Here is a 26,866-nt window from a genome sequence, read left to right as displayed (position 1 = left end):
GGCCCCCACAGCGGCGCATGACCGGGCGTCAGCGGCTCCACCGCGGGCGCCGCCTCCTCCGGCGCCGCCGCACCGGCCGGCAGGCCGTCCAGCGCCAGCCGCCACACCGTCGTCACCGGCCGGGCGTCCACCGCCAGCAGCAGCGCCGCCCCCGGCCCGGCCGGATCCGCCAGCAGCCGCAACTCCGGTGCCCGCACCGCCCCCAGCGGCACCTCCGGCGCATCGGCGGCGAGCAGCGCGAGCCGGTGCCGGCCGCCCTCCGGCCGCGCGACCAGCACGCGCCCGTCGGCCAGCGCCGCCACCGCGGTGCCGGCCGGCTCCGGCCGCGCCGAGCGCAGCGCCAGCGGATGAGGCCCGCGCGGATCGTCCAGCCGCCAGACCTCGGCGCGGCGCCCCCCGGCGCCCACCCCGGTGGCGAGCACCGCCGCCCACAGCCCCCCGGGCGCCAGCACGAACCCCGAGCGGCGCACGGCCTCGCCCGGCACCCCCAGGGCCGCCCCCGACACCTCTCCCGACGACACCTCTCCCGACGGACCTGTCAGCATCCCAACCCCCCTTGGTCGGCAGCCCTTTACACCCGAATCCCGTCCTCCGGGCGGCTTCTGGGCGGCAATCGACCCCCTGAGCGCCCGCTCTCCCCCTTCGGGCGCACCTCCGGTCGATCGCCGCCACGCATCACGACGATACGTTCGGGTGTGGCCGAAATGACGGGGGGTGGTGGTGCTTCACCCCATCGTGTGCATTAGGTTTGCCTAAGCTAAGAACTGCCCGCCCTTCCGTGCCGCCCCGCGCACCACCTCAGGAGCCGCCCCGTGTCCCCGCGCGCCCCCCGCCCGCCCGTCTCCCGCCACCGCCTCTCCGAGGACGCGCGTCGCGCGCGGCGCCCGATTGCCGCCGCCGCGCTCGCCGCCGCGGCCGCCGTGGCCCTCGCCGCCTGCGGGTCCTCCTCGGGGAGCGGCAGCGGCAGCAGCGACTCCGGCCCGGGCAGCAAGTCCGTCGCGCAGGGCGGCAAGGACTTCGGCACCGCCGCCAAGGACATGAACGGCTTCGGGACCAGCGCGAAGCCGGGCCAGTTCCCCCGCACCATCACCCAGGCGATGGGCAGGACCACCCTCAAGAAGCGGCCCACCCGCGTCGTCGTCCTCGACGTCGGCGAGCTGGACAACGTGGTCTCCCTCGGCATCAAGCCGGTCGGCGTCGCCTACACCGAGGGCTCCGAGAAGATGCCCTCCTACCTCAAGGCCGAGGCCGGCAACCCGAAGAACGTCGGCACCATCAGCAACCTCAACCTCGAGGCCATCAACAACCTGCACCCGGACCTGATCCTGGGCAGCAAGCTGCGCGCCGAGAAGCAGTACGCCACCCTCTCCAAGATCGCCCCCACCGTCTTCTCCATCCGCCCCGGCTACACCTGGAAGCAGAACTACCTGCTCAACGCCGCCGCGCTGGACAAGACCGCCGAGGCCGAGTCGAAGCTCGCCGCCTACCAGAAGGAGGCGAAGGCGGTCGGCGCGGCGATCAAGGAGAAGAACCACGGCACCATGCCCACCGTCTCGATGGTGCGCTACCTGCCGGACCGCATCCGCCTCTACGCCAACCAGTCCTTCATCGGCACCATCCTCAAGGACACCGGCGTCCCGCGGCCCAAGAACCAGGACGTGAACGAGCTCGCCGTCGAGGTGAGCCCCGAGAAGATCGACCAGGCCGACGCGGACTGGATCTTCACCGGCGTCTACGGCCCGGCCGACAAGACCCAGAAGGCGCAGACCAGGTCCAACGCCCTGTGGAAGAACCTCAAGGCGGTCAAGGACGGCCACGCCAAGGACGTCTCCGACGAGACCTGGTACCTCGGCCTCGGCGTCACCGCCGCCGACTCCGTCCTCAAGGACCTGCGCGGCTACCTCGCGTCCTGACTCCGGGCGCACCCCCGCGGGCCGGTACTGTCGATCGCGACGTGCCGGCCCGCGGCGCGTCCGGCCCCGCCCCGCGGACGGACGAAGGACGAGATGCCGCAGCGCAACGCCCCCGGCGCCCGCCGGCCCACCCTCAGCGACGTGGCCCGCGAGGTCGGCGTCAGCGCCAAGACCGTCTCCCGGGTGCTCAACGAGGAGGGCGTCGTCTCGCCCGGCACCCGCGCCCGGGTGCTGGAGGCCGTCGAACGCCTCGGCTTCCGCCCCAATCTGATGGCCCGCAACGTCCGGGTCGGCTCCCGCGACTCCACCGTCGGCCTGATCGTCCCCGAGCTGGGCAACCCGTTCTTCGGCACGGTCGCCGAGGCGGTCGAGAAGGCGCTTCGCGCCCGCGGCCTCACCCTGGTGATCGGCACCTCCGAGGAGGACGCGGAGCGCGAGCGGCAGCTGGTCCGCACCTTCCTCGACCGGCAGACCGGCGGCCTGATCGTGGTGCCCGCCGAGCCGGTCGGCCCGCACGCCGGCCTCGACCACGCCTACCTGGGGGAGGAGCGCGCCGCCGGCCTCCCGGTGGTCTTCCTGGACCGGACGCCGACCGCGCTCGCCGCCGACACCGTGCTGTCCGAGAACCGCGACGGCGCCCGCGCCGGCGTCGCGCACCTGCTGGGGCGCGGGCACCGGCGGATCGCCTTCCTCGGCGACGAGCCGGCGGAGCTCTACACCCGGCGCGAGCGGTTCGCCGGCTACCGCGAGGCGCTGGCCGCCGCCGGCGTCCCGGAGGCGCCCGAACTCGTCGTCTCCGGCCACGACTCGGCGGCCGCGGCGGCCGCCGTCCGCGCGCTGCTGGCGCTGCCCGAGCCGCCGACCGCGCTCTTCGCGGCGAACAACCTGGCGACGGTCGGCGCGGTGACGGCGCTGGCCCGGGCCGGGCGGCAGGACGTGGCGCTGGTCGGCTTCGACGACCTGCCGATGGCGGAGGCGCTGCGGCCGGGCCTGACCGTGATCGCCCAGGATCCCGCGGCGCTGGGCCGCGAGGCCGCGGCGCTGGCGCTCGCCCGGCTCGACGGCGACGAGGCGGAGCCGCGGGTGGTGCGCGTGCCGACGCGCCTGGTGGCGCGGGGGTCGGGGGAGTTGCGGCCCGGCTGACGGGTCGTCCGCGGCCGCTCGCGGCCACGCGGCCGAGCCGCGCGCCGGGCAGCGCCCCGCGCCCCCTGGGAGGGGCTTGCCTTCGAGGTTGCGTCAACTTCTCGTTGCACTGGTGACAACGCGCATTTACGCGTGCACCATGCCTTTGCCGAACTGTATTGCGCACCACTTCTGATCCGTCACCGGAAGGGACCACCGCAATGCCCCGTGCCGCACGCCCCCGTCTCCGCGAGGACGTCACCCGCCGCCGCTTCCTCACCGCGACCGCCGCCGGCACCGCCGCGCTCGCCACCACCACCGCCCTCGGCGCCCCCGCCTTCGCCACCGACGACGCCCGGGACGCCGCCACCGCCGACGAGTACGTCGACGTCCAACTCCTCAACATCACCGACCTGCACGGCTATCTGCAGGCCGCGCCCGCCTCCAACGCCACCATCACCGGCGCCGGCGGCGAGAGGTTCCACGTCGGCGGCGTCCCCTACCTCGCCGCCCATCTGAACCAGCTGCGCGAGGGCCGCCGCAACTCGCTCTTCTTCGCCCCCGGCGACCTCTTCTCCGGCTGGGAGTTCGACGTCGCCTCCTTCGCCGACGAGCCCACCGTCGAGGCCCTCAACGCCATGGGCCTGCAGTTCTCCTCGGCCGGCAACCACGAGTTCGACAAGTCGCCGTTCTTCCTCACCCAGCACATGGAGCGCGGCGTCCCCTTCCCGCAGAGCGGCTGGGACGACAACTTCCCCGACTCCACCGGCGCCCGGTTCCGCGGCGCCGACTTCCGCTACTACTCGGCCAACATGACGTGGCGCAGGAACGGCCGCACCGTGCTGCCGCCCTACAACATCGAGTGGGTGGACGCCGGCGGCGGGCGCCGCCTGCCCATCGGCTTCATCCACCTCACCGTGCTCGGCACCGACACCGGCAGCACCTCCTACCAGCCCGCCCTCGCCTCCCTCGACGAGACCGCCACGGCCGACGCGTACGCCGCCGAGCTGAAGAAGCGCGGCGTCAACGCCATCGTCCTGGTGATGCACGACGGCGCCGTCGCCGGCAGCGACTTCACCTCCGGCAGCAACCCCTCCGGACCGGCCTACGACCTCGCCAAGGCCGTCACCCCCGACATCGACGCCATCGTCACCGGGCACTGGCACTGCCTGTTCAACATGATGGTCCCCGACCCGAACGGGGTGCCCCGGCCGTTCGTCGAGGCCGGCTGCCACGGCCAGGTGATCAACGAGATCAGCCTCCGGCTGGACCGCCGCACCGGCAAGGTCGTCCGCGACCTCACCACCACCGTCAACCACCCCAACACCCGCGACGACATCGACCCCGACCCGCACCTGAAGGACATCTGCGACTACTGGAACGGCTACTCCGCCCGGCGCGGTGCCACCCCGGTCGCCAAGCAGACCGCCTCCTTCACCCGCACCCGCAACGCCGCGGGCGAGTCCACCATGGGCGACCTGGTCGCCGACTGGGCGCTGTGGGCGGGCCGGCAGCCCATCGACCGCACCAACAACGGCAACCTCTACCCCCTCGACCCCGCCGAGCTCTCCCTGATCGCCATCGCCCCCGCCACCGGCTCGACGATCATCGCGAACGACCTCGCCTACGACGACGCCTCCGGAGGCACCGTCACCTTCCAGAAGGCCTGGACCTCCGTCGGCTACGGCGACCCGATCCTCACCGTCACCGTCACCGGCAAGCAGCTCCACGACGCGCTGGAGCAGCAGTGGAGCACCGCCGCCAACGGCACCGAGCGCTACGCCCCGTTCGCCGTATCGGCCAACGTCCGCTGCGCCTACGACACCGCCAAGGCCATCGGCGACCGCGTCGACCCGGCGAAGGTGCTGATCGACGGCACGCCGCTGGACACCGCCCGCACCTACCGGCTCGCCGCCACCGCCTACACCCTGATCGGCGCCGACGGCTACACCGCGTTCGCCGGCTTCAGCCGCCCGGTGCGCACCCAGCGCGACTTCGAGTCCTTCATCGCCTACCTCAAGCACCAAGGGACGATCACCCCCGCCGCGCTCGACCGCGTCAGCACCTCCTGACCCCCTGACGGCGCCGCCCGGCGGCGCGCCACCCGCGGACGGCGAGGCTGCCGAAGCAGGTAGCCTCGTCACCGTGCACGTACTGACCCTCGCCGCCGCGACCGCAGCGCTCGACGACCTCTACCCGCCCGCCACCGCGGAGGCCTGGGACGCGGTCGGCCCCGTCTGTGGCGACCCCGGGGCGACGGTCCGGCGGGTGCTCTTCGCCGTCGACCCCGTGCACGACGTCGTCGACGAGGCGATCGAGTGGGGCGCCGACCTCGTCGTCACCCACCATCCCCTCTACCTGCGCGGCACCTCCACCGTCTCGGCCGGCACCGTCAAGGGCCGCGTCGTCCACGACCTGATCCGCAACGGGATCGCGCTGCACGTCGCGCACACCAACGCCGACAGCGCCGACCCCGGCGTCTCCGACGCCCTCGCCCGCGCCCTCGGCCTCACCGTCACCGGCCCCCTCGACCCGGCCGCCGACGACCCCACCGGGCGCCGCGGCACCGGGCGGATCGGCGAACTCCCGCACCCCGAGCCGCTCGCCGCCTTCGCCGAGCGCGCCGCGGCCGCCCTGCCGCCCACCGCGGCCGGCATCCGGGTCGCCGGCGACCCCGGCCTGGAGGTCAGCCGGGTCGCGGTCTGCGGCGGCGCCGGGGACAGCCTCTTCGACGCCGCCCGCCGCGCCGGCGTCGACGTCTACCTCACCGCCGACCTGCGCCACCACCCCGCCTCCGAGGCGATGCAGGCCGGCCCGCCCGCGCTGGTCGACGCCGCGCACTGGGCCACCGAGTGGCCCTGGCTCGAACTCGCCTCCGCCGAACTCGAGGCGGCCTGCGGCAAGCTCGGCGCCGAGATCGAGACCCGCGTCTCGCGCCGCGTCACCGACCCCTGGACGGTCCACATCGGCCAGCAGACGTCCCGTTAGCCCGCAGCCCCACCCGCCCGCAGTCCGCCTCCCGCAGTCCCGAAGAAGCCCCGCAGGCACCGCCCCACAGCCCACCACCACCGGATCCACGACCCGAGGAGCCTCCCCTGAACGCCGACCCCGCCGACCAGCTCCGCCTCCTCGACCTCCAGGCGCTCGACTCGAAGCTGGACCAGCTGGCCCACCGCCGCAAGAACCTCCCCGAGCACGCCGAGATCGAGCGGCTCACCTCCTCCCTCAACCAGCAGCGCACCCTGCTGGTCGCCGCCCGCACCGAGGAGAGCGACCTCGAACGCGAGCAGAAGAAGGCCGAGCAGTCCGTCGACCAGGTGCGCCAGCGCGCCGCCCGCGACCAGCAGCGCCTCGACTCCGGCGCCGTCAGCTCGCCCCGCGACCTGGACAACCTGCAGAAGGAGCTCGCCTCCCTCGCCAACCGCCAGTCCGACCTGGAGGACGCCGTCCTCGAGGTGATGGAGCGCCGCGAGTCCGCCCAGGCCCGCGCCGCCGAGCTGGAGCAGGAGCAGCGAGGCGCGCAGGCCGCCCTGGAGACGGCCGAGGGCAAGCGGGACGAGGCCACCGCCGGCATCGACGGCGACCAGTCCACCACCGCCAAGGAGCGCGAGGTGATCGCCGCGGCGATCCCCGAGAACCTGCTCGCCCTCTACAGCAAGCTGCGCGCGCAGAACGCCGGCGTCGGCGCCGCCCGCCTCTACCAGCGCCGCTGCGACGGCTGCCGGATCGAGCTGGGCGTCACCGACCTCAACGCCGTCCGCTCGGCGCCCAAGGACGCGGTCGTGCGCTGCGAGAACTGCGCCCGCATCCTGGTGCGCACCCCGGAATCCGGGCTGTGAGCAAGGGCGCCGCCATGCAGCGGCCCGCGGACCTGGGGCCCGGCACCACGCTGCTGATGCTGCGTCACGGCGAGACCGCGCTCACCCCTGAGAAGCGGTTCTCCGGCAGCGGCGGCGCCGATCCGGAACTGTCCGAGAAGGGCCGCTCCCAGGCCGAGCGCGCCGCGGCGGCGCTGGCCGCCCGCGGCGACGTCGACGCGATCGTCGGCTCCCCGCTGACCCGCTGCCGCCAGACCGCCGAGGCGGCCTCGCGGGCGCTCGGCGGGATGCCGGTGGCGATCGAGGACGACCTGCGCGAGGTGGCCTTCGGCGACTGGGACGGGCTCACCTTCCGCGAGGTGATGGAGCGCTGGCCCGGCGAGCTGGACGCCTGGCTGGAGTCGGAGCACGTCGCCCCGCCCGGCGGCGAGAGCCTCGCGGACGCGACGCGGCGGGCGGCCGCCGCCCGCGACAAGATCCTCGCGGCGCACCCGGGGCGGACGGTGCTGGTGGTCACGCACGTCACCCCCATCAAGGCCCTCGTCCGGCTGGCCCTGGGCGCCCCGCCGGAGTCGATGCACCGCATGCAGCTGGCGGCCGCCTCCCTGACGGTCGTCCAGCAGTTCGCGGACGGCGGCGCGGTGATGCGCCTCTTCAACGAGACGTCCTACCTGCGCTGACGCCCGCGCCCGGCGCCCCGTGCCCGGTGCTCCGTGCCGCGCGTCCCGTGCCCCGCGCCCCGGCCGGGGCGCGGGGCACGGCACGGGCCGGGCCGGGCCGGTCAGAGCTCGCTGACGATCACATCGATCCGCCCCGACGGGCCGCTCTCCACCGTCCATCCCAACTCGCCCAGCAGCCCGGCCAGATCCCCCGGCTTGCGCGGCTCCGCCCCCGCCTCCAGCAGCGCGCGCAGCATCCGCCCCTTGGTCGCCTTGTTGAAGTGGCTGACGACCGTCCGCTTGACGGACCCGTCCGCCGCGCGCCGCTCCTGCAGCACCCGCACCGTCGCCGTCCGCTCCGCGAGCACGCCCTTCGGCTTCCACGCCGACGCGTACGCCGACGAGCGCAGGTCCAGCACGAGCCCGTCCCCCGCGGCGGCCGGCAGCGCCCGCTCCATCAGCGGCCGCCAGGCCGCCGCGAGCCCGCCGATGCCCGGCAGCGAGACGCCCATCGAGCAGCGGTAGTGCGGGATCCGGTCGCCCGGCCGCACCGCCCCCCACAGCCCGGAGAAGACCAGCAGGCTGGTGCCGGCGCGGCGCCGCGCGGCCCGGCCCAGCGTCGCGAGGCCCAGGTTCTCGTAGAGGACGCCGGTGTAGATCTCGGCGGCCGGCGCGGCGGGCGCCGTCCGCAGGCCGGCGTTGCGCGGCACCTCGCCGGCGAGGCCCTGGCTCAACCCCAGCACCTCGCGGGCGCGTTCGGGGGTGTCGCGGCAGAGCCCGACGAGCGCGTCCAGCAGCCGCTCGCGCTGCGGGCCGAGGACGTCGGCGAGCGCCAGCGCCTCCGGATCGACGGGCGCGGCCCCCTCGGCGCCGTCCCCCTTCCCCTCCGACGGCGGCAGCAGCACCAGCACGACCAGCAGTCCTCTCCCTTGAAACGTCCACCCCACCCTATCCGCCGGCCGTCCTTCCCCCGGCGCCGACACCGCGCGGCGCACCCCGAGTCGAGCCCTACAGCAGCAGACTCGTCACCTCGCCCTGCACCCGATCCACCTGCCCGCCGCTGCGCGTCGCCGCCTCCGCCGACCGCCGCCCCTCCAGGAACTTTCCCGGCGCCAGCCCGGTCATCGCACGGAACTCCCGGTTGAAGTGCGCCTGGTCGAAGAAGCCGCACTCCTCCGCCACCGCCGCGCCCCGCAGCCCCTCCTCCAGCAGCCGCATCGCGTGCTGCAGCCGGGCCACCCGGGCGACGCCCTTCGGCGGCAGGCCGATCCCGTCCCGGAAGCGCTTCTGCAACTGCCGGTCCGTCCAGCCCAGCCGGTCCGCCAGGCGCCCGATCCGCACCCGCCCGCCCGAATGGGCCAGCGTCTGGAACGCCCACACCACCCGCCGGTCCGGCACCGACGCCGGCGCCGCGTCCTCCGTCAGCCGGGCCGTCAACTCCTCGTCCAGGACGGCGAACCGGGCTGCCCAGCCGGGCGCCTCCGCCAGCCGGTCGCGCAGCCGCTCCACCCACCGCCCGGCGACCTCCGCCGGATCGAGGCCGACGTCCGCCAGCTCGTCCATCCGCACCCGCATCAGCCGGTGCGCCAGCCAGGGCGCCATGGTGATGTCCATGCCGAAGAGGCGGCCGTCGTGGGTGCCGAGGCGCGGCCCCGTCCGCAGCCCGGCGATCATCGAGGTGTACTCGCGCTGCTCGAACGCCCCGGTCGGGGACGTCACCACCACCGGGTTGCCGGCGAAGGAGAGCAGCAGCGTGGCGACCCCGTCCGGCAGCTCCAGCCGGGGGCGCGGCCGGGCCATGCTGAGGCGGTAGCCGTGGTATGCCAGCACGCCCGGCCGGAGCCGGGCGTGCGGGGTGCCGACGGCGATCTGCCAGTCGCCGTCGGGCGAGATCCACAGCCGTGATGGTGCCGATGGTTCCGGGGGCATCGAACGCGTCCCCTCCGTATCCGTCTTGCGCCGGGGCCACCCATTGTGGCCCCGGCGGCGGTTCAGCGAAACGCGCGCAGGCGGAGGCTGTTGCCGACCACGAAGACGGACGAGAAGGCCATCGCCAGACCCGCGATCATCGGGTTGAGCAGACCGAGCGCGGCGACCGGCAGGGCGGCGGTGTTGTAGGCGAAGGCCCAGAACAGGTTGCCCTTGATGGTGCCGAGCGTCTTTCGGGCCAGCCGGATGGCGTCGGCGGCGACGAGCAGGTCGCCGCGGACCAGCGTCAGGTCGCCCGCCTCGATGGCGGCATCCGTGCCGGTGCCCATGGCCAGACCCAGGTCGGCCTGGGCGAGGGCCGCGGCGTCGTTGACGCCGTCCCCGACCATGGCGACCGAACGGCCCTCCGCCTGAAGGCGCTTGACCGCGTCCACCTTTTCCTCGGGCAGCACCTCGGCGATCACGTCCTCGGCCGGGATGCCCACCTCGGCCGCCACCGCCTCGGCCGCCGCCCGGTTGTCGCCGGTCAGCAGGACGGGACGGAGCCCCAGGCCGCGCAGCCGCCGGACGGCCTCCGCGCTGCTCGGCTTGACCGTGTCGCCCACCACCAGCACGCCGCGGACGGCGCCGTCCCAGGCGACGGCGACGGCGGTGGAGCCCTCCGCCTCGGCGCGGCGCATCGCCTCGGCGAGGTCGTCGGGGAGCTTCAGCGACCAGTCCTCCAGCAGCCGGACGCGTCCGACCACGACGGCGTGCCCGTCGACGACGCCCTGCACGCCCAGCCCGGGGACGTTCTCGAACCCCTCGACCGGGGGCAGCGCGTCACCGGCCGCCTTGGCGACGGCCCGCGCCACCGGGTGCTCCGACGCGTGCTCCACCGCGCCCGCCAGCCGCAGCACCTGCTCCTCGGTGGCGTCGGCCGCGGTGTGCACGCCCCGCAGCGCCATCGCGCCGGTGGTGACCGTCCCCGTCTTGTCGAGCACCACGGTGTCGACGCGGCGGGTGGTCTCCAGCACCTCGGGACCCTTGATCAGGATGCCGAGCTGGGCGCCGCGGCCGGTGCCGACCAGCAGCGCGGTGGGCGTCGCCAGGCCGAGGGCGCAGGGGCAGGCGATGATCAGCACGGCGACGGCCGCGGTGAACGCCGCCACCGCGTCGCCGGTGGTGGCGAACCAGGTGATGAGCGTGCCCAGCGCGATGACCAGCACCGCGGGAACGAAGATCCCGGAGATCCGGTCCGCCAGCCGCTGCGCGGCGGCCTTGCCGTTCTGGGCGTCCTCCACCAGCTTGGCCATCCGGGCCAGCTGGGTGTCGGAGCCGACGCCGGTGGCGCGCACCACGAGCCGCCCGCCGGCGTTGACGGTGGCCCCGGCCACCTTGTCGCCGGGCCCGACCTCGACGGGGACGGACTCACCGGTGAGCATCGACGCGTCGATCGCGGAGTTGCCGTCCTCGACGACGCCGTCGGTGGCGATCTTCTCCCCGGGCCGCACCGCGAACCGGTCCCCGACTTTCAACTCCCCGACGGGGATGCGCCGTTCGCTGCCCGTGCCGTCGATGACGGCGACGTCCTTCGCCCCCAGCTCCAGCAGCGCCCGCAGCGCCGCGCCCGCGCGCCGCTTGGCCCGCGCCTCCAGGTACCGCCCGGCCAGGATGAAGACCGTCACCCCCGCGGCGGCCTCCAGGTAGATGTTGGACGACCCGTCCCCGCGGCCGGCCACCAGGTCGAACCCGTGCCGCATCCCCGTCATGCCGGCGTGCCCGAAGAACAGCGCCCACAGCGACCAGGCGAAGGCGGCGAGGGTGCCGCCGGAGACCAGGGTGTCCATGGTGGCGGTGCCGTGCCTGAGGTTCGTCCAGGCGGCGCGGTGGAACGGCAGCCCGCCCCAGACGACCACGGGCGCGGCGAGCGTGAGGGAGAGCCACTGCCAGTTGTCGAACTGCAGCGGCGGCACCATGGCCAGCAGCACCACCGGCAGCGCCAGCACCGCCGACACCACCAGCCGCTGCCTCAGCCCCCCGGCCTCGCCCTTCTCCTCCTGCTGCTCCCCCTCGCCCTTCGCCTCCTCCTTCTGCGTCTCCTTCTGCTTCTCCGCCGCCTGATACCCGGCCCCCTCGACCGTCTTGATCAGGTCCGCGACATCCACCCCGTCGGCGAAGGCGACGGAGGCCTTCTCGGTGGCGTAGTTGACGGTGGCGGTGACCCCGTCCATCCGATTGAGCTTGCGCTCGATGCGGTTGGCGCAGGATGCGCAGGTCATCCCGCCGATCTCCAACTCGACGGCACGCTGCTCGACGGCCGGTCCCATACCAGTCACTCCCTCCCGGATACGTTCTTGGTACCACCAGTTATACCCCTGGGGGGTATCAAGGTCAACCTCCCCTCCGCATCCCTGTAAACTGCCGACACGGCGGACGAGCCGGCCGGGCGGCCGCGTGGGGGTGCATGCACCTCCCCGAGGAACGTCCGGGCTCCACAGGGCAGGGTGGTGGGCAACGCCCACCCGGGGTGACCCGCGGGACAGTGCCACAGAAAACAGACCGCCCCGAAAGGGGTAAGGGTGAAACGGTGGTGTAAGAGACCACCAGCGCTCAGGGCGACCTGGGCGGCTAGGTAAACCCCACCCGGAGCAAGGTCAAGAAGGAGCGGTCGGGAGACCGCTTCGCGCGGACGATCGAGGGCTGCCCGCCCGATGCCCGCGGGTAGACCGCTTGAGGCCGCCGGCAACGACGGCCCTAGATGGATGGCCGCCTCCCCGAGGCCCGCAAGGACCCCGGGAGACAGAACCCGGCGTACAGGCCGACTCGTCCGTCGTTACTCCCCTGACCTGCGGAAACGCGGTCAGGCCCGACCCTGCCGCCCGAAATGTCCACCCCGGCCTGACCTGCGATTTCCCGGAACTTCCCGCGAAGATGTGCACGGAATGTGCACGATGATCATGGTCGGCTTACTGCTCCTCCGTGCATCCTTGAGGCCCTTCGTGCTACGCACAGTGATGGATGCCCCAGAATGCATGAACGCGGACAGCCGCGTGATCATCGCCGGGTGGGCCCGATGCCCAACCAGCCAGTGCGCCGAGTCGAACCGCTCCCACGGATGGCCTCGGCACTCGGTCGAGGGGTGACCCGGTCGCGATGACTGCGAAGCGCGTCGTCTTCATTGGGTGAGATCGCGTCATGGTGGCGCGACCTGTACGGGTTGGTGTACGGACCCTCTACGTTCGCAGTGGCGTTGCGGGGCACCTTGGCTCCTGGGTGCGAGTCGTGGCCCAACGGGCTAGACGTGGGTTAAGGGGAGTGCCCGTGCGTTGCCTCCGGTCTCGCTACTCTCGCTGCGGGGAACATCTGGTCGACGTGCTGCGTGGCTGAGGGGGAGGGCTGCGGGATGAGAGAGCGGTGCAGTGGATGGGTCCAGACGCTGAAGGGTGAGAAGGTGCTCCTCACGGGTGCGATCTACATCAAGGGGGAGCACGTCGTGCGGAAGAAGGTCGGTGATCGCATCGCACTGAGAGGTGGAACGTTCGTCCCGCGGTTCAATTCGTCGGTGACCGCCGTCATATGTGGTGACTTGACGGGCAAGAATGTCGTGGACGTTCGGCGGCACTTGAGCGAGAAGCTGCTCGAAGTCGAGGAGCAGATCCGTCGGGGTAAGCACGTACATGTGGTTGACCAAGCCGGGTTTGATCTGCTCCTGGACGGGTTTCCAGCACGGTGCCGCGTGCACTCTGGGCCTACCGATGTGTAAGTGGCGCGTGTCATTTCAACCTGCCGTCTCGGTGGCCCCGCCTCCGAAGGATGGGATGCGTGCCGGCGTCGGTCACATCGAGGAGTAGCCGTCCGGGACGGTCGTCGTGCCGCCGAACGGGACGGCCGACATGGGCATGAACGGGGACCGGTGCGTTGGAGATACCCGGGCTCCTTCGCGAGAAGGCTCGGGAGTACGGCCTCAAAGCCCGACAGCTCCACGGCGTTGACGCGAGGGACGTACGGGGCGAGAGGCTGCGGCGCGATCCGGTCCACTGGCCGTCGCCACCCGGCGCGCGATCCCACCGGAGCGGCTGAATGCGCTCATCGTCGTTGAGCCGACAGTCCATGTCGAGGACCCGTGTTCCGCAAGGTGCGAGTTCAGGACCCTGGTGGGTCCGGCGTGACCGTTTGCCAGATGTTTTCCCGTCTGGCCTGATCTCCACCGCGTGATGCCCCGGTGTGCTGTCGCGCTCATGGCGGCGGACCTCATAGTGGCTGTGCACCTCTGACCAGTTGCTCTGCGGTCCGAGAATCCGGGGGGATGCGCATGCCCGCAGGAGGCGGTTTTTCCGACCGGCTGAGCGCCGCGGTCGCCGAGTTCGGCCACGTGCTACGGACCAAGTACCGGGGTTCGGGCAACCCCGAGGACCAGCTTCGGGGCCCCTTCGAGAACCTCATGCGGTCTGTTGGCGATGCACTCGGGTTGCCTGTCGCACTGATCGGAGAGGTTCCCCTGGTGGACCTCCGGGCGCGGCCGGACTACGAGGTCCTTGTCGGCGGCGCTTCCGTCGGATACGTCGAGCTCAAGCAGCCCGGGACCGGCGGCGACCCCGCGGAATTCTCCGGGCGAAACGCTGAGCAGTGGGCGAAGCTCAGCCTGCTGCCCAACGTCTTGGTGTCCGACGGGGATTCATGGTCTGTTCATCGCGGAGGGCGGCGCATCGGGCCCGTTGCCCGGATGCGCGGGAGCGTCCGTACGGCCGGCAGGCGGCTCGCACCCGCGGACGGCGAGTTGGCCAGGGTCGTCCAGGACTTCCTGCTGTGGCATCCGACGCCGCCGCGAACGGTCGGTCAACTGGTCCTGTCCGCCGCACGACTCTGCAAGTTGCTGTGTTCCGAAGTGGCCTACGCGCTGGCCCAGGAACGTGTAGGTGCGCGGCCGCGAGTCTTCAGAGGACTCGCCGACGACTGGCGCGCGCTGCTCTTCCCGGACACCACAGACGCCGAGTTCGCCGACCAGTTCGCCCAGACCATCGTCTTCTCCCTGCTCCAGGCGCGGTTCGAGGGCATCGTGTTCGAGGGCGAGGATCTCCATGGCATCGCCACCAAACTGGCCAAGAAGCACGCTCTCATGGGCAAGGCGCTGGAGATCCTCACCGCCGACACGGAACCCGGCCTCTCGACGACACTGAGCGCCCTGCTCCGCGTCGTGGAGCCGATCGAATGGTCGCTGCTTGACGACGGGTCCGGAGATGCCGTCCTCAGGCTCTACGAGGAGTTCCTCCAGATCTACGATCCGCAGCTCCGCAAGCAGACCGGGTCCTACTACACCGATCACCGTGTCGTCGCGGCGATGACGCGAATCACCAACGACGTACTCAGGGAACGACTGGGCATCCACGAGGGTCTGGCGTCGCGAGACGTGGTGACGATCGATCCCGCGATGGGAACCGGCACCTTCCTCCTCCAAGTCCTCAAGAAGGCCGCCGAGATTATCACCGACGAGGAGGGCGACGGCGCCGTCGGTCCCCGGCTGCGGGAGATGGTCGGGAGCCGGCTGATCGGATTTGAGAAGCAGGCGGGGCCGTTCGCCGTCGCCGAGGTGCGCACGCACTCGTTCCTGAGGGACCATCGGTCGACGGCGCCGGCTTCGGGGCTCCAGCTCTACCTGACCGACACCCTCGACGATCCGGAGGACAACTTCGGGTGGCTCGCGCAGGCGGTGCAGTTGATCGCGGAGTCACGGCGGCAAGCCAACCGCATCAAGCGCGAGGTCCCGGTCATGGTGGTGCTCGGCAATCCGCCTCACGACGTGGTGCCGCGCGGCGCGGGCAAGTGGATCGAGTGCGGGTCTCCGCAGTCCGACGAGCCGCCGCCCATCGACGCGTTCCGGCTTGAGGGGAACGGCCGACACGAGTCGAAGATGTCGAATATGTACGTGTACTTCTGGAGGTGGGCCACCAGGAAAGTCTTCGACCTCCACCAGGACTCGTCCTTCGGTGTCGTCACCCTCATCTCGCCGAGGGCATGGATCAACGGGCCGGGCTTCGCCGGGATGCGCCGCTACCTGCGTGAGGTGGCTGACGAGGGCTGGATCATCGACATCTCCCCGGAGGGCCAGCGTTCCAGCAACCGGACACGGATCTTCCCCGCGGTCGCTCAGGAACTGTGCATCGCAATCTTCGCCCGATGGAAGTCGCACCCAGCGCATGGGCCGGTGACACCGGCTCAGGTGCACCGCCTCCGGATCGAAGGATCCAGGGAGGAGAAGATCGAGAGGCTGTCGCGGCTGACCCTCGACGACAGCGCCTGGCGGACATCCATGTCGGGCTCGACGGAACCATTCGTGCCTGCGGCGAGCGGGCTCTGGGCTAGCAGCCCCGCGCTCGCGGACCTCATGCCGTGGTCATCGCGCGGGGTGACGCCGGGGCGCATGTGGGTATACGCGCCCGACAAGGACACGCTGACGCGGCGTTGGAATCGGTTCCTGTCCGCCTCCCGCGATGACCGCCGGTTGCTGTTCGGTGAGGCTCGGGACCGCACCATCGACAGCGTTGTGCAGCCGCTTCCGGGCATGCCGTCGCACGAGGGGGTGACGCTTGCTCAGGAGTATCGTCCCCACCTGGCACCGGTACGTGTCGGCTATCGCTCCTTCGACCGGCAGTGGATCATTCCCGACCATCGCCTCATGGTCGTCGGGCGCCCCGACCTGTGGTTTGTGCGCGGCGATCGCCAGGTTTACATCGTCGAACAGAATGCCCATCCCGTCCACGGCGGCCCCGGCCTCGTCTTCACCGAGGCCATCCCGGACATGCACCACTACGACGGGCGTAGCGGATGCACACGTCCGCTGTACCGGGATGCTGCGGGCACGAACCCCAATGTCGCTCCTGGCTTGCTGGAGTTTCTGTCGCGCCGCCTGGAGACGCCGATCACGGCCGAGAATCTGCTCGCCTATGTCGCGGCTGTCACTGCGCATCCTGCCTTCACCCAGCGATTCCGGACCGACCTGGTCCATGGGGGCGTGCGTGTTCCCTTGACGGCCGACAAGGGGCTGTGGCGCCGGGCGGTGGATCTCGGGGAGCGAGTCCTGTGGCTGCATACCTTCGGCCAGCGCTACGTGGCTCCCGATGGTGGTCGACCGTATGGCTCGCCGCGGCTCCCCAAGTCGCTCCGCCCGACCTGCGAGGAGGGAATATCGGACGCCCGGGAGGACATGCCGGAACGGATGTTCTATGAGGACGAGTCGCGATCGCTCGGCATCGGCACCGGGAGGGTCGCCGGGGTTGCCCCAGCGGTGCGCAACTACACGGTCTCGAAGATGAACGTCCTCGACCGGTGGTTCGGGTACCGGCGCAAGGATCCCGCAGGTCGTCGACGCCTGCCCCTGGACCGCATCTCCTCACCCTTCTGGCCGACCGAGTGGACCACGGAACTGCTGCAGCTACTCAATGTCCTCGGCCTGTTGGTCCAGGAAGAGGCAGGGCAGGCGGCGCTCCTGGCAGAGGTGTGCCTCGGGCCGCTTCTCAAGGTGGATGACCTTGAAGTCGCAGGCATCGTGCCGAGTCCGCCGGCTGTTCGACGCGGGCCGCGCCGTGACCCTCCTGGGCAAGGGGTGCTCTTCGGGACGTGAAGCGACGTCACGCGGACAGGAAGCGGCTGCGGTGGCCGTGCCAGGAGATGGTCAGCGCGTCCCGGGCGCGGGTGGCCGCGACGAAGAGCAGGGAGCGGGACTTGTGGAGTTCGCGGGTGTAGCGCGCCGGATCCTCCGCCTCTAGGCGGGCGATCCGGCTGGTGGGGGGGATGATTCCCTCGCTGGCCGCGACGATGGCCAGCTTCTGGTACTCCAGCCCCTTGAACCGGTGCATGGTGCCGACGTGGACCTCGCCGTTGCCGCGGGGGCCGTCCTTGGTCAGCTCCGAGCAGCGGATGCCGGCTTCGGTCTCCAGGTAGTACATGACCTCGTTGACCTTGTCCCGTTCGGCGACGCAGACCGCGAGGCTGCCGCGGATGTCGCGCGCGGTGCCCTTTCCGTCGGTGGCCAGCTCGCGCTTCCAGGCGTCAAGGGTCTTGGCGAGGCCCTTGAGCTCGTCCGGCCAGAAGTCGTACTCGACGAGGTCGGGGACGGGGCCGTGGAGAACGGAGCGGTAGCCCTTGAGGGTTTCGCTCCCGTCGTCCATGTCGTCGTAGTCCTGACCTGCCATCACGGTCAGGGCCTTGGAGAGGATCTCCTTGGTGGTGCGGTAACTGAGGGTCAGGCGGGTCGAACGGCCGCGGATGTTGATGCCGAGGGCTCCGAGGGAGACCTGGTTGTTGTAGATGCGCTGGTAGGTGTCGCCGGCGAGGAACAGGTCGTCCGGCCCGGGCTCGACCATCGCGCGGAGCATCTTCCAGTGGGCGGGTCGGAGATCCTGGGCCTCGTCGACGACGATGTGCCGGTATCGGTGGTGGAGGTAGCGCATGCCGGAGCCGTCGTCGCGGTGGCGCAGGTCCAGGCCGCCGATCTGTTCCTTGTACTCGCGGCGGTGTTGGACCTTCATTGCACGTTCGATCTCGAAGCGGGCGGCGCGCTCCGCGGTCTGGCCCCAGGTCTCGACTCCCAGCTTGTCGAGGCGGGAGGTGAACTGCTCGAGGATCTTCCAGATCTCGTTGCGCTCCATGCGGGTTACTCCGCGGCCGCGGCCGGCGCGGCGGGCCTTGAAGTAGTCGGTGCGGGTGGGGATCGACTGGCCGAGGATGACCTGCTCCCACTCCTCCATCAGGAATTCCGGGTCCCAGCGGTGCTCGTCCAGCTCCTGGAGGAGTTCGCGCAGTTCGCGAAGCGCCATCCGATCGGCGATGCGTGCCTTGGTGCGGCCCGCGGCGGCGTTCTCGCCGACGACCCGGCCGGCGAGCTGATCGATATGGGTGATCTCGACGCGGTCGAGCAGCTCCGGGGTGTCATCGAACAAGTAGGCGAGTCGGGCCTTGAGGTCCGTGGTGAGGTTCTTGGTGAACGTGGTGAGCAGGATCGGCTTGTCGTGGCCTTCCCCCAGCTGCTCGGCGAGGGACTTCACGCGGTGCAGGGCGACTATGGTCTTGCCGGTGCCGGGACCGCCCGACACCCGGGCGGGGCCACTGTAGTGACGGGTCGCCAGTCGCCGCTGTGTCGGGTGCAGATACGCCTTCCATGCGCGGAAGTCGCCCTGCTCGAGAATCTTTTGAATGTCCTCGTCGAGTGTGGTGACCGGGGTGCGGGCGAGAGCGGCGCCGAAGTCCTCGGGATCGACGGCCTCCTCGGCCCGGACCGGCTGCGTGATCTCGGCGCGGACCTCCTCCAGCGGCATGCCGGCGGCCAGGCCGATCAGGACGTCCCGCGACAGCAGCGGCGCCCCGGCGGTGAGCGCGTCGAGCTCGGCGCTGTCGGTGACGGCGAGGGCCAGGTCGATCAGGGAGTCGGCAACACCCAGGTCGCGCAGGTCGTCCGCGTGGTAGGCGGCGAGGAGGGGGGCGGCCGGTGCCGGCGGCGGAGCGGGGGCCTCGGCAACCGGGGCTTCGACGGGGGCGGCCTCCGGCTCGTCCTCGGCCTCGGGTTCGGCGGGGGTGAGGTCGATGCCGGCGCGGCGGAGTGAACTCTCGCCGACCACCGACAGATCGACGAACTCGATCGCGCCGGTGACTCGGTTGATTGCGACCGACAGCTGCTCGTAGACGTCCTTGCGATGCCGGACGGCGATGACCAGCCACCGCTCGCGGCCCTTGGCGTCGACCCCGGCCCGCGTCAGCAGCGCCCGGTACGAGCGGTTGATCTTGGCCCGGAAGATCCGGCCGTCACCCTTCAGCGGCTTGAGGTCGAGCCCCGGATGGTCCGGGTTCTCGCGGAAGTTGTGGCAGAAGTTGTAGAACTGGCCCTTGACCGACTGATCGAGCTTGTACAGCTCCTGTTCGGCCTTCTGATACAGGCTGAGGTGGACGGTCATCGGCGTGAGTCCTCCTTGTCGTCAGGGGCGGCCTCGGGGAGCCGAGCGATCAGATCGTCCACGTCGCGGAGCCATTGCGTGGCGGTGTGCGCGGTCCACCCGTCCGCCGCGAAGGCATCCAGGAGCCGTTCGGCCTCGGCGTCGTCCCCATCATGGGGGTTGGGTACGACAGCGACCCTGATGCCGGAGACGTCCCAGGCGAAATCGGCAGGCCATCGGCTCGGTCCCTCCAGCTCATAGCCGAAGACGGTCGGCGCGGCTCGGCCGGCGTCCGCCAACGCCTCGGCGAGGCGGGCCAGATCGGCCTCATCGCCGCTCGCGTCCAGCAGCGGCAGTATCTCCTCGTCCCAGGAGCGATCCCGCAGTTGTACGGCGAGCGCTTCCTCCACCGGAGGGGCCGCTGCCGGTTCCGGCGCGCTTGGTGACGGCTCCGGTGCAACCCCGGCGTGGAGGGAATCGAGCTCCCCGGCTCCGCCGCACACCGCGAGGACCTCCACCGGATAGCGCCCGGCCTGACCGGATGTCAGCTGGACGCCGTCGCCCCCGCTGCGGGAGAGGAACTGCAGCAGGTTGCTCCAGTAGAGCCAGGCGTGCCACAGCTGCTTGTGCTCCTCCGTGCCCAACGCCGTTGCGGAGTCGTCCAGGACGGTGACGGCGGTCCACCGCAGCTCGTCCGCGGTGCTTGCCGCGGTGGCGTCCAGGGCGAACAGCAGCGGCAGGCGCTGCTCGTCGCGGACGGCGAAGAGCTGGAGCCCGCCGGCGGCGTCGGCGGTTGCCGCAGTGTGCTCCCGGCCGGCCGCGAGGGCCCGCAGAGCCTCGGCGATCGCGTCGCCGAGCGCCGAGCGGTCGGTGGTGGCGGCCAGTCGCACCGTCTCGGGAACCCCGGTCAGCCCGGACACCAGGGCGCGCGCCCGGCGCGCCCACCGGTCGAGATCCGGGTTCCGCAGGAAGGCGAGCAGTATGTCTATCGGGTTGACGAACACCGCCTCGGTCAGCTCGGCCCGGTTGCCGCCGTACTCCTGGTAGGCGGCGCCGGCGGTGTCCTGCGCCGTGCGCCCGTACGGCGGCCACACCGGAACTGCGCGCCGCCCCTGCCGATTCGCACGCGGCTCGAAGAGTTCCAGGTCGTCCCAGGTGATGGCGAACACGGTCTGCCCCTCGGCGCGCAGCCGGGTCCGCTTCCGGGCGTCGTCCGCGAGCCGGTTGTGGTCGGGCATGGCGTGGAAGCGGCGCCCGTCGAGGAACACCTTGACCGACTGGGGCGGCCCATCGAGGCGGACGAAGGTGAAATCGGTGCGCGCCCCGTTGACCTGCTCCTGGGCGATAAGCCGCCAGTGCACGATCTCGTCATCCACCGTGAGGCGCAGATGGCCGCTGGCACGGCCGTCCTCGTCCAGTGACGCCTCGTCATGGACGTTCACCCAGGCGCGGATCGCCTCCAGGAACCGGGCCTCGAAGGCGGACTCGACCTGGAGGTCCAGCCCGACCTTTCCGGTGTTCTCGATCTCCGTGGTCTTCCAGGCATCCTCTCCGCCGTGCGTGAACAGCAGCGATTCGAGCAGGTCGAGCGCGTCGCGACGGCTGATGAGGTCCTGGCGGTGCTCGGGCGTGTAGCGGAAGAGGCAGCGGTAGCAGGCGCGGCGTCCCTCGGCGACGCACTCACACTCCGTCAGGGCCCGGTGGGCGGCTTGGAGCGTGGCCTTGAAGGCGTCCCGGTCTGTGAGGCGATGCAGATAGCCGGTGCCGCTCGGCAGCATGTCGAACAAGATCATGTAGTGCCGCCGCTCACCGGTCTCCGGATCAGGGACCGAGGTGAGCGTGGAGTCCAGGTGCTGCGGGTTGCCGCCGAAGTGGCGGTCGACCCCGAGGCGCAGCGCCGCCTGGAAGGAGTGCACCTTGTAATCGTCCAGGTACGTCGCCGCGGGCAGCAGCACCCGCAGCGCCTCGGTGGTCAGGTCGTGCGCCAGCAGGACGGGGACCTCTTCCGCCTCACCGCGCTTCCCGCGCCGCAGGGGGCACCAGGGGCGGTGGTGGCGCAGCCGGGGATCGCGGTGCGCGGATCCGGCGAGGGCGTCGGTGTCGTGGTGGAAGACCGGACGTCCGCCGGCGGATGCCGCGCCGCATCCGGTGCAGACCAGGAAGGGGTTGATCCCGACGGTGTGGCCGGCGAAGTCGTCATCGGCCGGGGTGTCGTAGCGGGCCGGGCCCAGATTGAAGGTGCGGATGCGCGCGCTCCGGGTGAAGTCGACGCCGAAGGCGACCTCGGCGTGGCGCCAGGAGCCCGGTTCCAGGGCCTCGTTGGGGATGTCGACGGCGTGCACCACCTCGTAGCCGCGGACCTGCCGCTCGTCGCGGTCGTCGCCGATGCGGATGTTCTCGCGTCGGCCGCGTGCGGTCACCATGCTCGGCTGGACCACCTTGAACAGGCAGGATCCGTCGTCGGCGATGTAGCGGGTGGCGCACCGGGGGCAGGGGCGGCGGTCGTTCGCGGCGTCCTCGGTGCGGACGTAGCCGCAGGAGGGGCAGACCCGCCACACCTCCCAGTCGGGGTGGGCGGTTGTGCCGATCTCCATGCCGGAGATCTCGTGGCGGTAGCCGTTGGCGTAGAACTCGTTGCCGGGCGCGAACTCCCTCAGCGCGAACCGCTGGGGGCGCTCGAAGCTGCTCAGCCTCGACGTGTAGACGTCCTTGCCCGTCGCCTTGTCCTTCCCCTCCTGCCAGTAGACGGTGGCGTCGAGGGTGGTGACGGTGTCGATGAGCGCATAGTTGGGCAGCAGGCCCAGGTCGCTGAGCGCCTGCTGGGCCGGGGTGTCGCCGAGCTTGCCCAGTTCCCTTCCTAGGCTTCTCCACTCGGCCTCCAGCTCGGCCTTCTGATTCCGCTGTTCCTGGTCGCCGTCGTCGAGTTCGCCGATGGCGTCGCGAATGGTGCGCCTTCGGCCGCGCAGCACCTCCTCGCGCTGCCGCCAGATACGCAGCGCCCGGTCGACCGCGCCTCGCAGTCCGCCGGTGGCGTAGACCCGCAGCTCCCCGGCGGCATGGTCGCTGACGCCCTCGGGGAACAGGGCGAGGAAGCCGTCGGCGAGTTCTACGCCGCCGGCGAGCGCGGCCTCTGCCAGATCGTGGAGGTAGCCGGTGGGGCCGAACAGCGCGGCCGCCTTGCGCACGATCGGTGCGAGTACCCCTCCGTCCGGGCGCTTGAGGCGCCCCTGCGCGGCCAGGTCCAGCAGATGGGCCAGGTACTGCCGTCGCAGGATCTCCACGGCTGAGAGATGGCAGCCGGGCGGGATGATCTGACCGGCGATCATCTCCCGCGGCTTCTCCAGGTAGTACATGTCGCGGCGGCGCCGCTCCGGGATCGTCAGCAGGAATGCGTTGCCGGTGCGGCGCCCGGCGCGACCCACACGCTGCGCGTAGTTCGCCGGGGTGCGCGGCAGGGAGGCGAGGATCACGGTGGACAGGTCGCCGATGTCGATGCCCAGCTCCAGCGTCGGCGTGCAGGAGAGCACCTTGGGGGCATTGAACGCCTCGCCGTGGCGGAACGCCTCCTCCAGCCGCTCGCGTTCGGCGCGGGTGAGCAGGCCGGTGTGCTCGGCCGTCACGACCTGGTAGGTCCCGGCCTCCTGGTAGAGGCGGCGGTAGTAGTCCTGCCGGAAGTCGCGGTCCCGGTGGTGGACCCCGAGCAACTCGGGCTCGTCGCCGGCGACCAGGAAGCTGCGCGTGGTGGCGCATCGGTAGGACGGGCAGGGCTGGCCCCGCCACTCGTCCAGCAGAGACGGATGGACGGTCTGCTCCCAGAAGCACGCCGGGCAGCGCACGAACGCGGTGCGGACCTGCTCGTCGTCGAGCAGATACACCTCGATGCTGCCGGGCTGGAGCCCGTAGAGGGTGCCCGCGCCGGCGGCGGGGCGGGCGGAGAGCAGCGCGGCGCCGTGCAGCGCGGGCAGCAGCGTCGACCAGAAGTCGGGGGCGAACTCGCGCGGCAGCTGGAGGCAGCGATGGGCCCAGCGCTCATACCAGGACAGCCGTCCGGTGGCGAAGTCGAACTCGCTGCTCGACTTGGTCTGGGACAGCAGGAACGTCGGCGCGGCGACGCTCTTGGGAAAGGCGGGCATGCCGGGCTTACGGCCGCCGAGTATCGGGAAGCGGTTGGTGCCGAGTTCTCCGAGGTAGCCCTCCAGCCACTCGTGCTTGATGGCGCCGCGCCAGCGCAGGCGTTCGAGGAAGACCCGGAGGAACGCCCGGTACCGATCGTCGTCTTGGATCGTCGGCTCGATGCCGCGCGGCGCCTCGGCGTGGGCCTGCTTGACGAGTTCGACGGCTCCGGCGAGGTCGGGGATGCGGATATGGGCCGCGGCGGTGCGGGTGAGTTCGAGGGTGCGGCCCTGGCGGGAGCGGAGGCCGAACTCCATGATCGTCTGGAAGGCCAGGCGTTCGCCGACCAGCTTCCAGGTCTGCTGGTCTCCGCCGCGGCCCCGTCCCGAGAGGAGGCGTGCGACGCCCTCGCGGTCGTGCAGGTCGGGCGGGACAACGGCGGCGAGCGTTTCCCGGTCCGTGGTCGCGGCGACCACGTCGGCGATCAGGTCGTTGAGGGCGGTCGGCGTTTCGCCCGACAGATGGGCGACGAGCAGCGCGCGGAGGGAGAAGGTGTAGGACCGGGATGCGACGAATCCGGCGCGGTGGGCGGCGTCCTGCACCGAGTCGTTGAACAGCAGCGTCTTGTCCTCGTGCAGCTGCTTGTCGAGCTCGCCGCCGGTGAACAGCTGGGTGACGGAGGCGGCGGCGATGGCGGCCTGGCCGGTGCCCAGGTAGCGGATGGAGTTGTGGTCCCCGCAGGCCGGGCACCAGTCGTCCTCCGCCGCGGTGTTGGCGATGTCGCTCAGGTAGACCAGGACGAAGGCGGAGTCACGGGCCGTCAGCTCGGGTTCGCCCTCGCTGTTGTAGTCGTTGCGCGGATCCGGGGGACGCAGGCGGCGTCGGACGCCGTCCAGCACCATCAGCGAGCCGCCGGTGGAGGTGGCGGCGTTGAGCTGGCCGCTGCCGGCCTTGGCTTTGGTCGCCCGGGCGCTAGTGGCCATCGCGCCTTGGGCGGAGCCGGCCTTGGCCTCCTCATGGGTGGCGGCGATCAGATTGCGCACCCTGATCTTGGCGCGGCTGGTGGAGGCCCACCGGATCTTGCTGGGGTTGACCTCGACATCCTGGTCGTCGCTCTCGGGCGTGAACACCGCCCAGCCGGAGCGTCCGCAGTCGCGGCAGTAGACGGCGGGCAGGAAGAGGTTGGCGGACTGCCCGGCGGTGGCCGTCGTGACGGGGGCGGGCTGGTCGACGCTGCTGGTGGCGTCGGCGCTGTCGCCGACGTCCCAGCGGAACTCGGCACGGGGCCAGGGCAGCACACCGCGCAGCAGGCGGGAGACGGCGCGGGCCCACTGGTGCACCTCGACGTGGACGAGAGGGCGGGGGCGTTCGGGAGGCGAGTCCGGGTCATGTGCCATGGACAGCAGCGCCACGAACCGGGCAAGCGCGTCGGCGGCGACCTCGGGCCGCTGGGTGATGGTCTGCCCCCAGGAGTAGGCGCCATGACGCCACATCACGTCGAGGACCTCGGCGGCGGTGCGCACGCCGGTGTCGAGGGCGCGGATGACGGCCTGGGTGAGGATGTGCTGCTTGAGGTTGGCGCCGAGGACGCCCGGGTCGAGGTTGCGGCTGCCGGTGACCTTCTCGACGAGGTCGGCGAGCGCCTCGTCACTGCGGGTCGGATCGGGAAGGGCGGCCAGTTCGTCGGGAGGGGGGAGGGGGAGTTCATGGCTCAGGTCGCCGGGAGGGATGAACTCCTCGACGTCCTGCCGCTGTTCGCCGACGATCGCGGATTCGGTGAAGGGGGTTCCGAAGACGTGGGTGGCGACCTCGAGGAGGCTGCGGGTGCCGTGGGTGTCGGTGCCGTTGGCGAGTGTCGCCGAGGTGGCGATCGGGCAGATCGACCCGAGTGGATTTCCCGGTTCGGAAGCCCCGACGGCTGAGGCGAGGCGCCGGAGGAGCATGGCGACGTCGGTGCCCTGGGCGCCGTCGTAGGTGTGAAACTCGTCGACGACGATGAACCGGATGTCCGCGTCCTGCCAGAGGAGCACGTCCTCGGCGCGCTGGAGGAGCAGATCCAGCATCTTGTAGTTGGTGAGCAGGATGTCGGGCGGCGCGACCCGCATGCTCTCCCGGTCGGTGGCGACCTTCTCGTGGCGCACGGCCGCGACATCGCCGATGTAGAGGCCGGCGGTGACGCGGTCCAGGTCGGCGTGGCGGGTGAGGTAGTCGTTGATGCGCTGCGCCTGGTCGGTGGCGAGAGCATTCATCGGGTAGAGGAAGACCGCCTTGATCCCGGCCCGTCCGGCGGCACGTTCGCGGCGGCAGTGGTCGAGGACGGGAAGCAGGAACGACTCGGTCTTGCCGGAGCCGGTCCCGGTGGTGACGAGGGTCGGCTCGGGGGCGTGGTTGTTCGCGGTGCTCAGGCGCTTGAAGGCGATGGCCTGGTGGGTGTACGGGGTGAAGCCGTCGGGCGCCCAGTCCAGGGAGGAGCGCCAGGAGCCGTCGGCGACGGTGAAGGGCGTCCGGATCCGAAGGTAGGGCCCGCGGAACATCCCGGAGGTCTCATCGCCGAGGAACCGCTCCAGCTCCTCACGCGCGCCCTCGTCGGCCAGGGCGTAGGTGGTGGACAGGTACTGAAGCAGGCTCGCCTTCAGCTCTCGCGCCTCAAGCGTCGGTCTCACTGACCCGGCACCTCCTGCTTGATCGGATCCCACTCGCCACGTGCGACGGCGGCGTCGAGCCGGGCCTGGAAGATGGCGTGGGCCTCGCGCATCTCGCGTTCGCGGTCGGCCTTGTAGAAGGGCGGGGTGTAGCCGTCGGGGGGCGGGGCGGCGGAAGGGTCGGCGAGGTGGGCCTCGAACTGCGGGAAGCTGTCCTTGGTTTGACGTTGGCCGTAGGTACGGGCATTGCCGGCGATCTTCCACCCGTCGGCGTCGAACCAGGTGACGGCCTCGTACTTCTGCAGGACGGGGAAGCGCCCCCGGTAGGCGGCGATGAGGGCATCGGCGTCCATCCCGAGCCAGACGGCGACGAGCGCGTCGATCTCCACGAGCGCGGAGCGGCGGGCCCGCTCGGTGCGGAGAGGGGTGTCGCGTTGCCAGGTGGGGGTGACGTCGCCGAGCGGGGGGAGGCCTTGCCATGGGTAGGCCCAGGGTTCGTGGTCGCGCCAGGACGGGTCGAACAGCTTTGACCAGATGTCGGCGTAGGCGCGGGTGAGGCAGTTGAGGCGAAGGGTGCGGAGGAGGAGGGGCGAGGAGAGGGGGTGGCCGGGGGTGGGGGCGGGGGCCGGCCTGACACCTGCTTGGCGAAGATGCGATCGTCCGGTGACACGCAGGTAGTAGTCCATAGGCAGGGACGCCCAGAAGCCGGCCACGAGGATCGTGTCGGCTAAGGTCTGCATGATCAAACTTTGGGTGGCGTCAACG

The 26,866-nt window shown here is 71.5% G+C and carries 14 protein-coding genes, 1 other RNA gene and 1 pseudogene; 9 read left to right on the top strand and 7 right to left on the bottom strand.

Going from position 1 to position 26,866, the window contains the following annotated elements; all coding sequences use genetic code 11:
- Window positions 1-545: pseudogene (locus tag BIV57_RS16195) on the bottom strand (hypothetical protein); the annotation flags it as partial.
- Between the two features lie 342 nt (window positions 546-887).
- Between BIV57_RS16195 and BIV57_RS16190 the strand changes: the two are divergent.
- From BIV57_RS16190 to BIV57_RS16165, 6 genes are all read left to right on the top strand, one after another.
- On the top strand, window positions 888-1,913 hold the full coding sequence (locus BIV57_RS16190) for an ABC transporter substrate-binding protein (RefSeq protein WP_071657531.1): 1,026 nt from the start codon (window positions 888-890) through the stop codon (window positions 1,911-1,913).
- Between the two features lie 93 nt (window positions 1,914-2,006).
- Window positions 2,007-3,056 (top strand): LacI family DNA-binding transcriptional regulator, encoded by a 1,050-nt coding sequence (locus tag BIV57_RS16185; protein WP_071657526.1) that lies wholly within the window; start codon window positions 2,007-2,009, stop codon window positions 3,054-3,056.
- 200 nt (window positions 3,057-3,256) lie between these two features.
- Window positions 3,257-5,107: a bifunctional metallophosphatase/5'-nucleotidase gene (locus BIV57_RS16180; RefSeq protein WP_071657525.1), complete on the top strand. Its 1,851-nt coding sequence runs from the start codon at window positions 3,257-3,259 to the stop codon at window positions 5,105-5,107.
- Window positions 5,108-5,189: 82 nt separating this feature from the next.
- Window positions 5,190-6,023, top strand: coding sequence for a Nif3-like dinuclear metal center hexameric protein (locus BIV57_RS16175; RefSeq protein WP_071657529.1), 834 nt, complete (start codon window positions 5,190-5,192; stop codon window positions 6,021-6,023).
- Between the two features lie 107 nt (window positions 6,024-6,130).
- Window positions 6,131-6,874, top strand: coding sequence for a zinc ribbon domain-containing protein (locus BIV57_RS16170; protein WP_217651734.1), 744 nt, complete (start codon window positions 6,131-6,133; stop codon window positions 6,872-6,874).
- Window positions 6,871-7,533 (top strand): histidine phosphatase family protein, encoded by a 663-nt coding sequence (locus BIV57_RS16165; RefSeq protein WP_071657524.1) that lies wholly within the window; start codon window positions 6,871-6,873, stop codon window positions 7,531-7,533. The genes BIV57_RS16170 and BIV57_RS16165 overlap by 4 nt, the downstream gene beginning before the upstream one ends.
- Before the next feature lie 101 nt (window positions 7,534-7,634).
- On the opposite strand, the gene yaaA is transcribed toward BIV57_RS16165, so the two are convergent.
- The 3 genes from yaaA to BIV57_RS16150 all read right to left on the bottom strand — a co-directional run bounded on the left by yaaA (window position 7,635) and on the right by BIV57_RS16150 (window position 11,750).
- On the bottom strand, window positions 7,635-8,423 hold the full coding sequence (gene yaaA / locus BIV57_RS16160; protein WP_071657523.1) for a peroxide stress protein YaaA: 789 nt from the start codon (window positions 8,421-8,423) through the stop codon (window positions 7,635-7,637).
- Window positions 8,424-8,520: 97 nt separating this feature from the next.
- On the bottom strand, window positions 8,521-9,441 hold the full coding sequence (locus tag BIV57_RS16155) for a helix-turn-helix domain-containing protein (RefSeq protein WP_079170376.1): 921 nt from the start codon (window positions 9,439-9,441) through the stop codon (window positions 8,521-8,523).
- 62 nt (window positions 9,442-9,503) lie between these two features.
- Window positions 9,504-11,750, bottom strand: coding sequence for a heavy metal translocating P-type ATPase (locus BIV57_RS16150; protein WP_071657522.1), 2,247 nt, complete (start codon window positions 11,748-11,750; stop codon window positions 9,504-9,506).
- A gap of 107 nt (window positions 11,751-11,857) precedes the next feature.
- On the opposite strand from BIV57_RS16150, the gene rnpB reads away from it, so the two are divergent.
- From rnpB to BIV57_RS16135, 3 genes are all read left to right on the top strand, one after another.
- Window positions 11,858-12,253: RNase P RNA component class A (gene rnpB, locus BIV57_RS16145), an RNA gene on the top strand.
- Window positions 12,254-12,802: 549 nt separating this feature from the next.
- Complete coding sequence (locus tag BIV57_RS16140) at window positions 12,803-13,186, top strand: hypothetical protein (protein ID WP_071657521.1); 384 nt, start codon at window positions 12,803-12,805, stop codon at window positions 13,184-13,186.
- A gap of 543 nt (window positions 13,187-13,729) precedes the next feature.
- Window positions 13,730-17,041 carry a type ISP restriction/modification enzyme gene (locus BIV57_RS16135; protein WP_079170375.1) on the top strand — a complete coding sequence of 1,104 codons (3,312 nt, stop codon included), beginning with the start codon at window positions 13,730-13,732 and terminating at the stop codon, window positions 17,039-17,041.
- 7 nt (window positions 17,042-17,048) lie between these two features.
- On the opposite strand, the gene BIV57_RS16130 is transcribed toward BIV57_RS16135, so the two are convergent.
- From BIV57_RS16130 to BIV57_RS16120, 3 genes are read right to left on the bottom strand one after another with little or no spacing between them, the layout of a single operon-like run.
- Window positions 17,049-19,367: a UvrD-helicase domain-containing protein gene (locus BIV57_RS16130; RefSeq protein ID WP_071657520.1), complete on the bottom strand. Its 2,319-nt coding sequence runs from the start codon at window positions 19,365-19,367 to the stop codon at window positions 17,049-17,051.
- Complete coding sequence (locus tag BIV57_RS16125) at window positions 19,364-26,122, bottom strand: DEAD/DEAH box helicase (protein WP_071657519.1); 6,759 nt, start codon at window positions 26,120-26,122, stop codon at window positions 19,364-19,366. Before BIV57_RS16125 ends, BIV57_RS16130 begins: the two co-directional genes overlap by 4 nt.
- The gene (locus BIV57_RS16120; RefSeq protein WP_175548775.1) at window positions 26,119-26,841 is read right to left on the bottom strand and encodes a hypothetical protein; all 723 of its coding nucleotides are present in this window, start codon (window positions 26,839-26,841) and stop codon (window positions 26,119-26,121) included. The genes BIV57_RS16125 and BIV57_RS16120 overlap by 4 nt, the downstream gene beginning before the upstream one ends.
- Window positions 26,842-26,866: the final 25 nt, after the last annotated feature.

Origin of the sequence: Mangrovactinospora gilvigrisea, assembly GCF_001879105.1 — a bacterium.
GTDB lineage: Bacteria > Actinomycetota > Actinomycetes > Streptomycetales > Streptomycetaceae > Mangrovactinospora > Mangrovactinospora gilvigrisea.
This window is presented reverse-complemented; position numbering and strand designations above follow the sequence as displayed.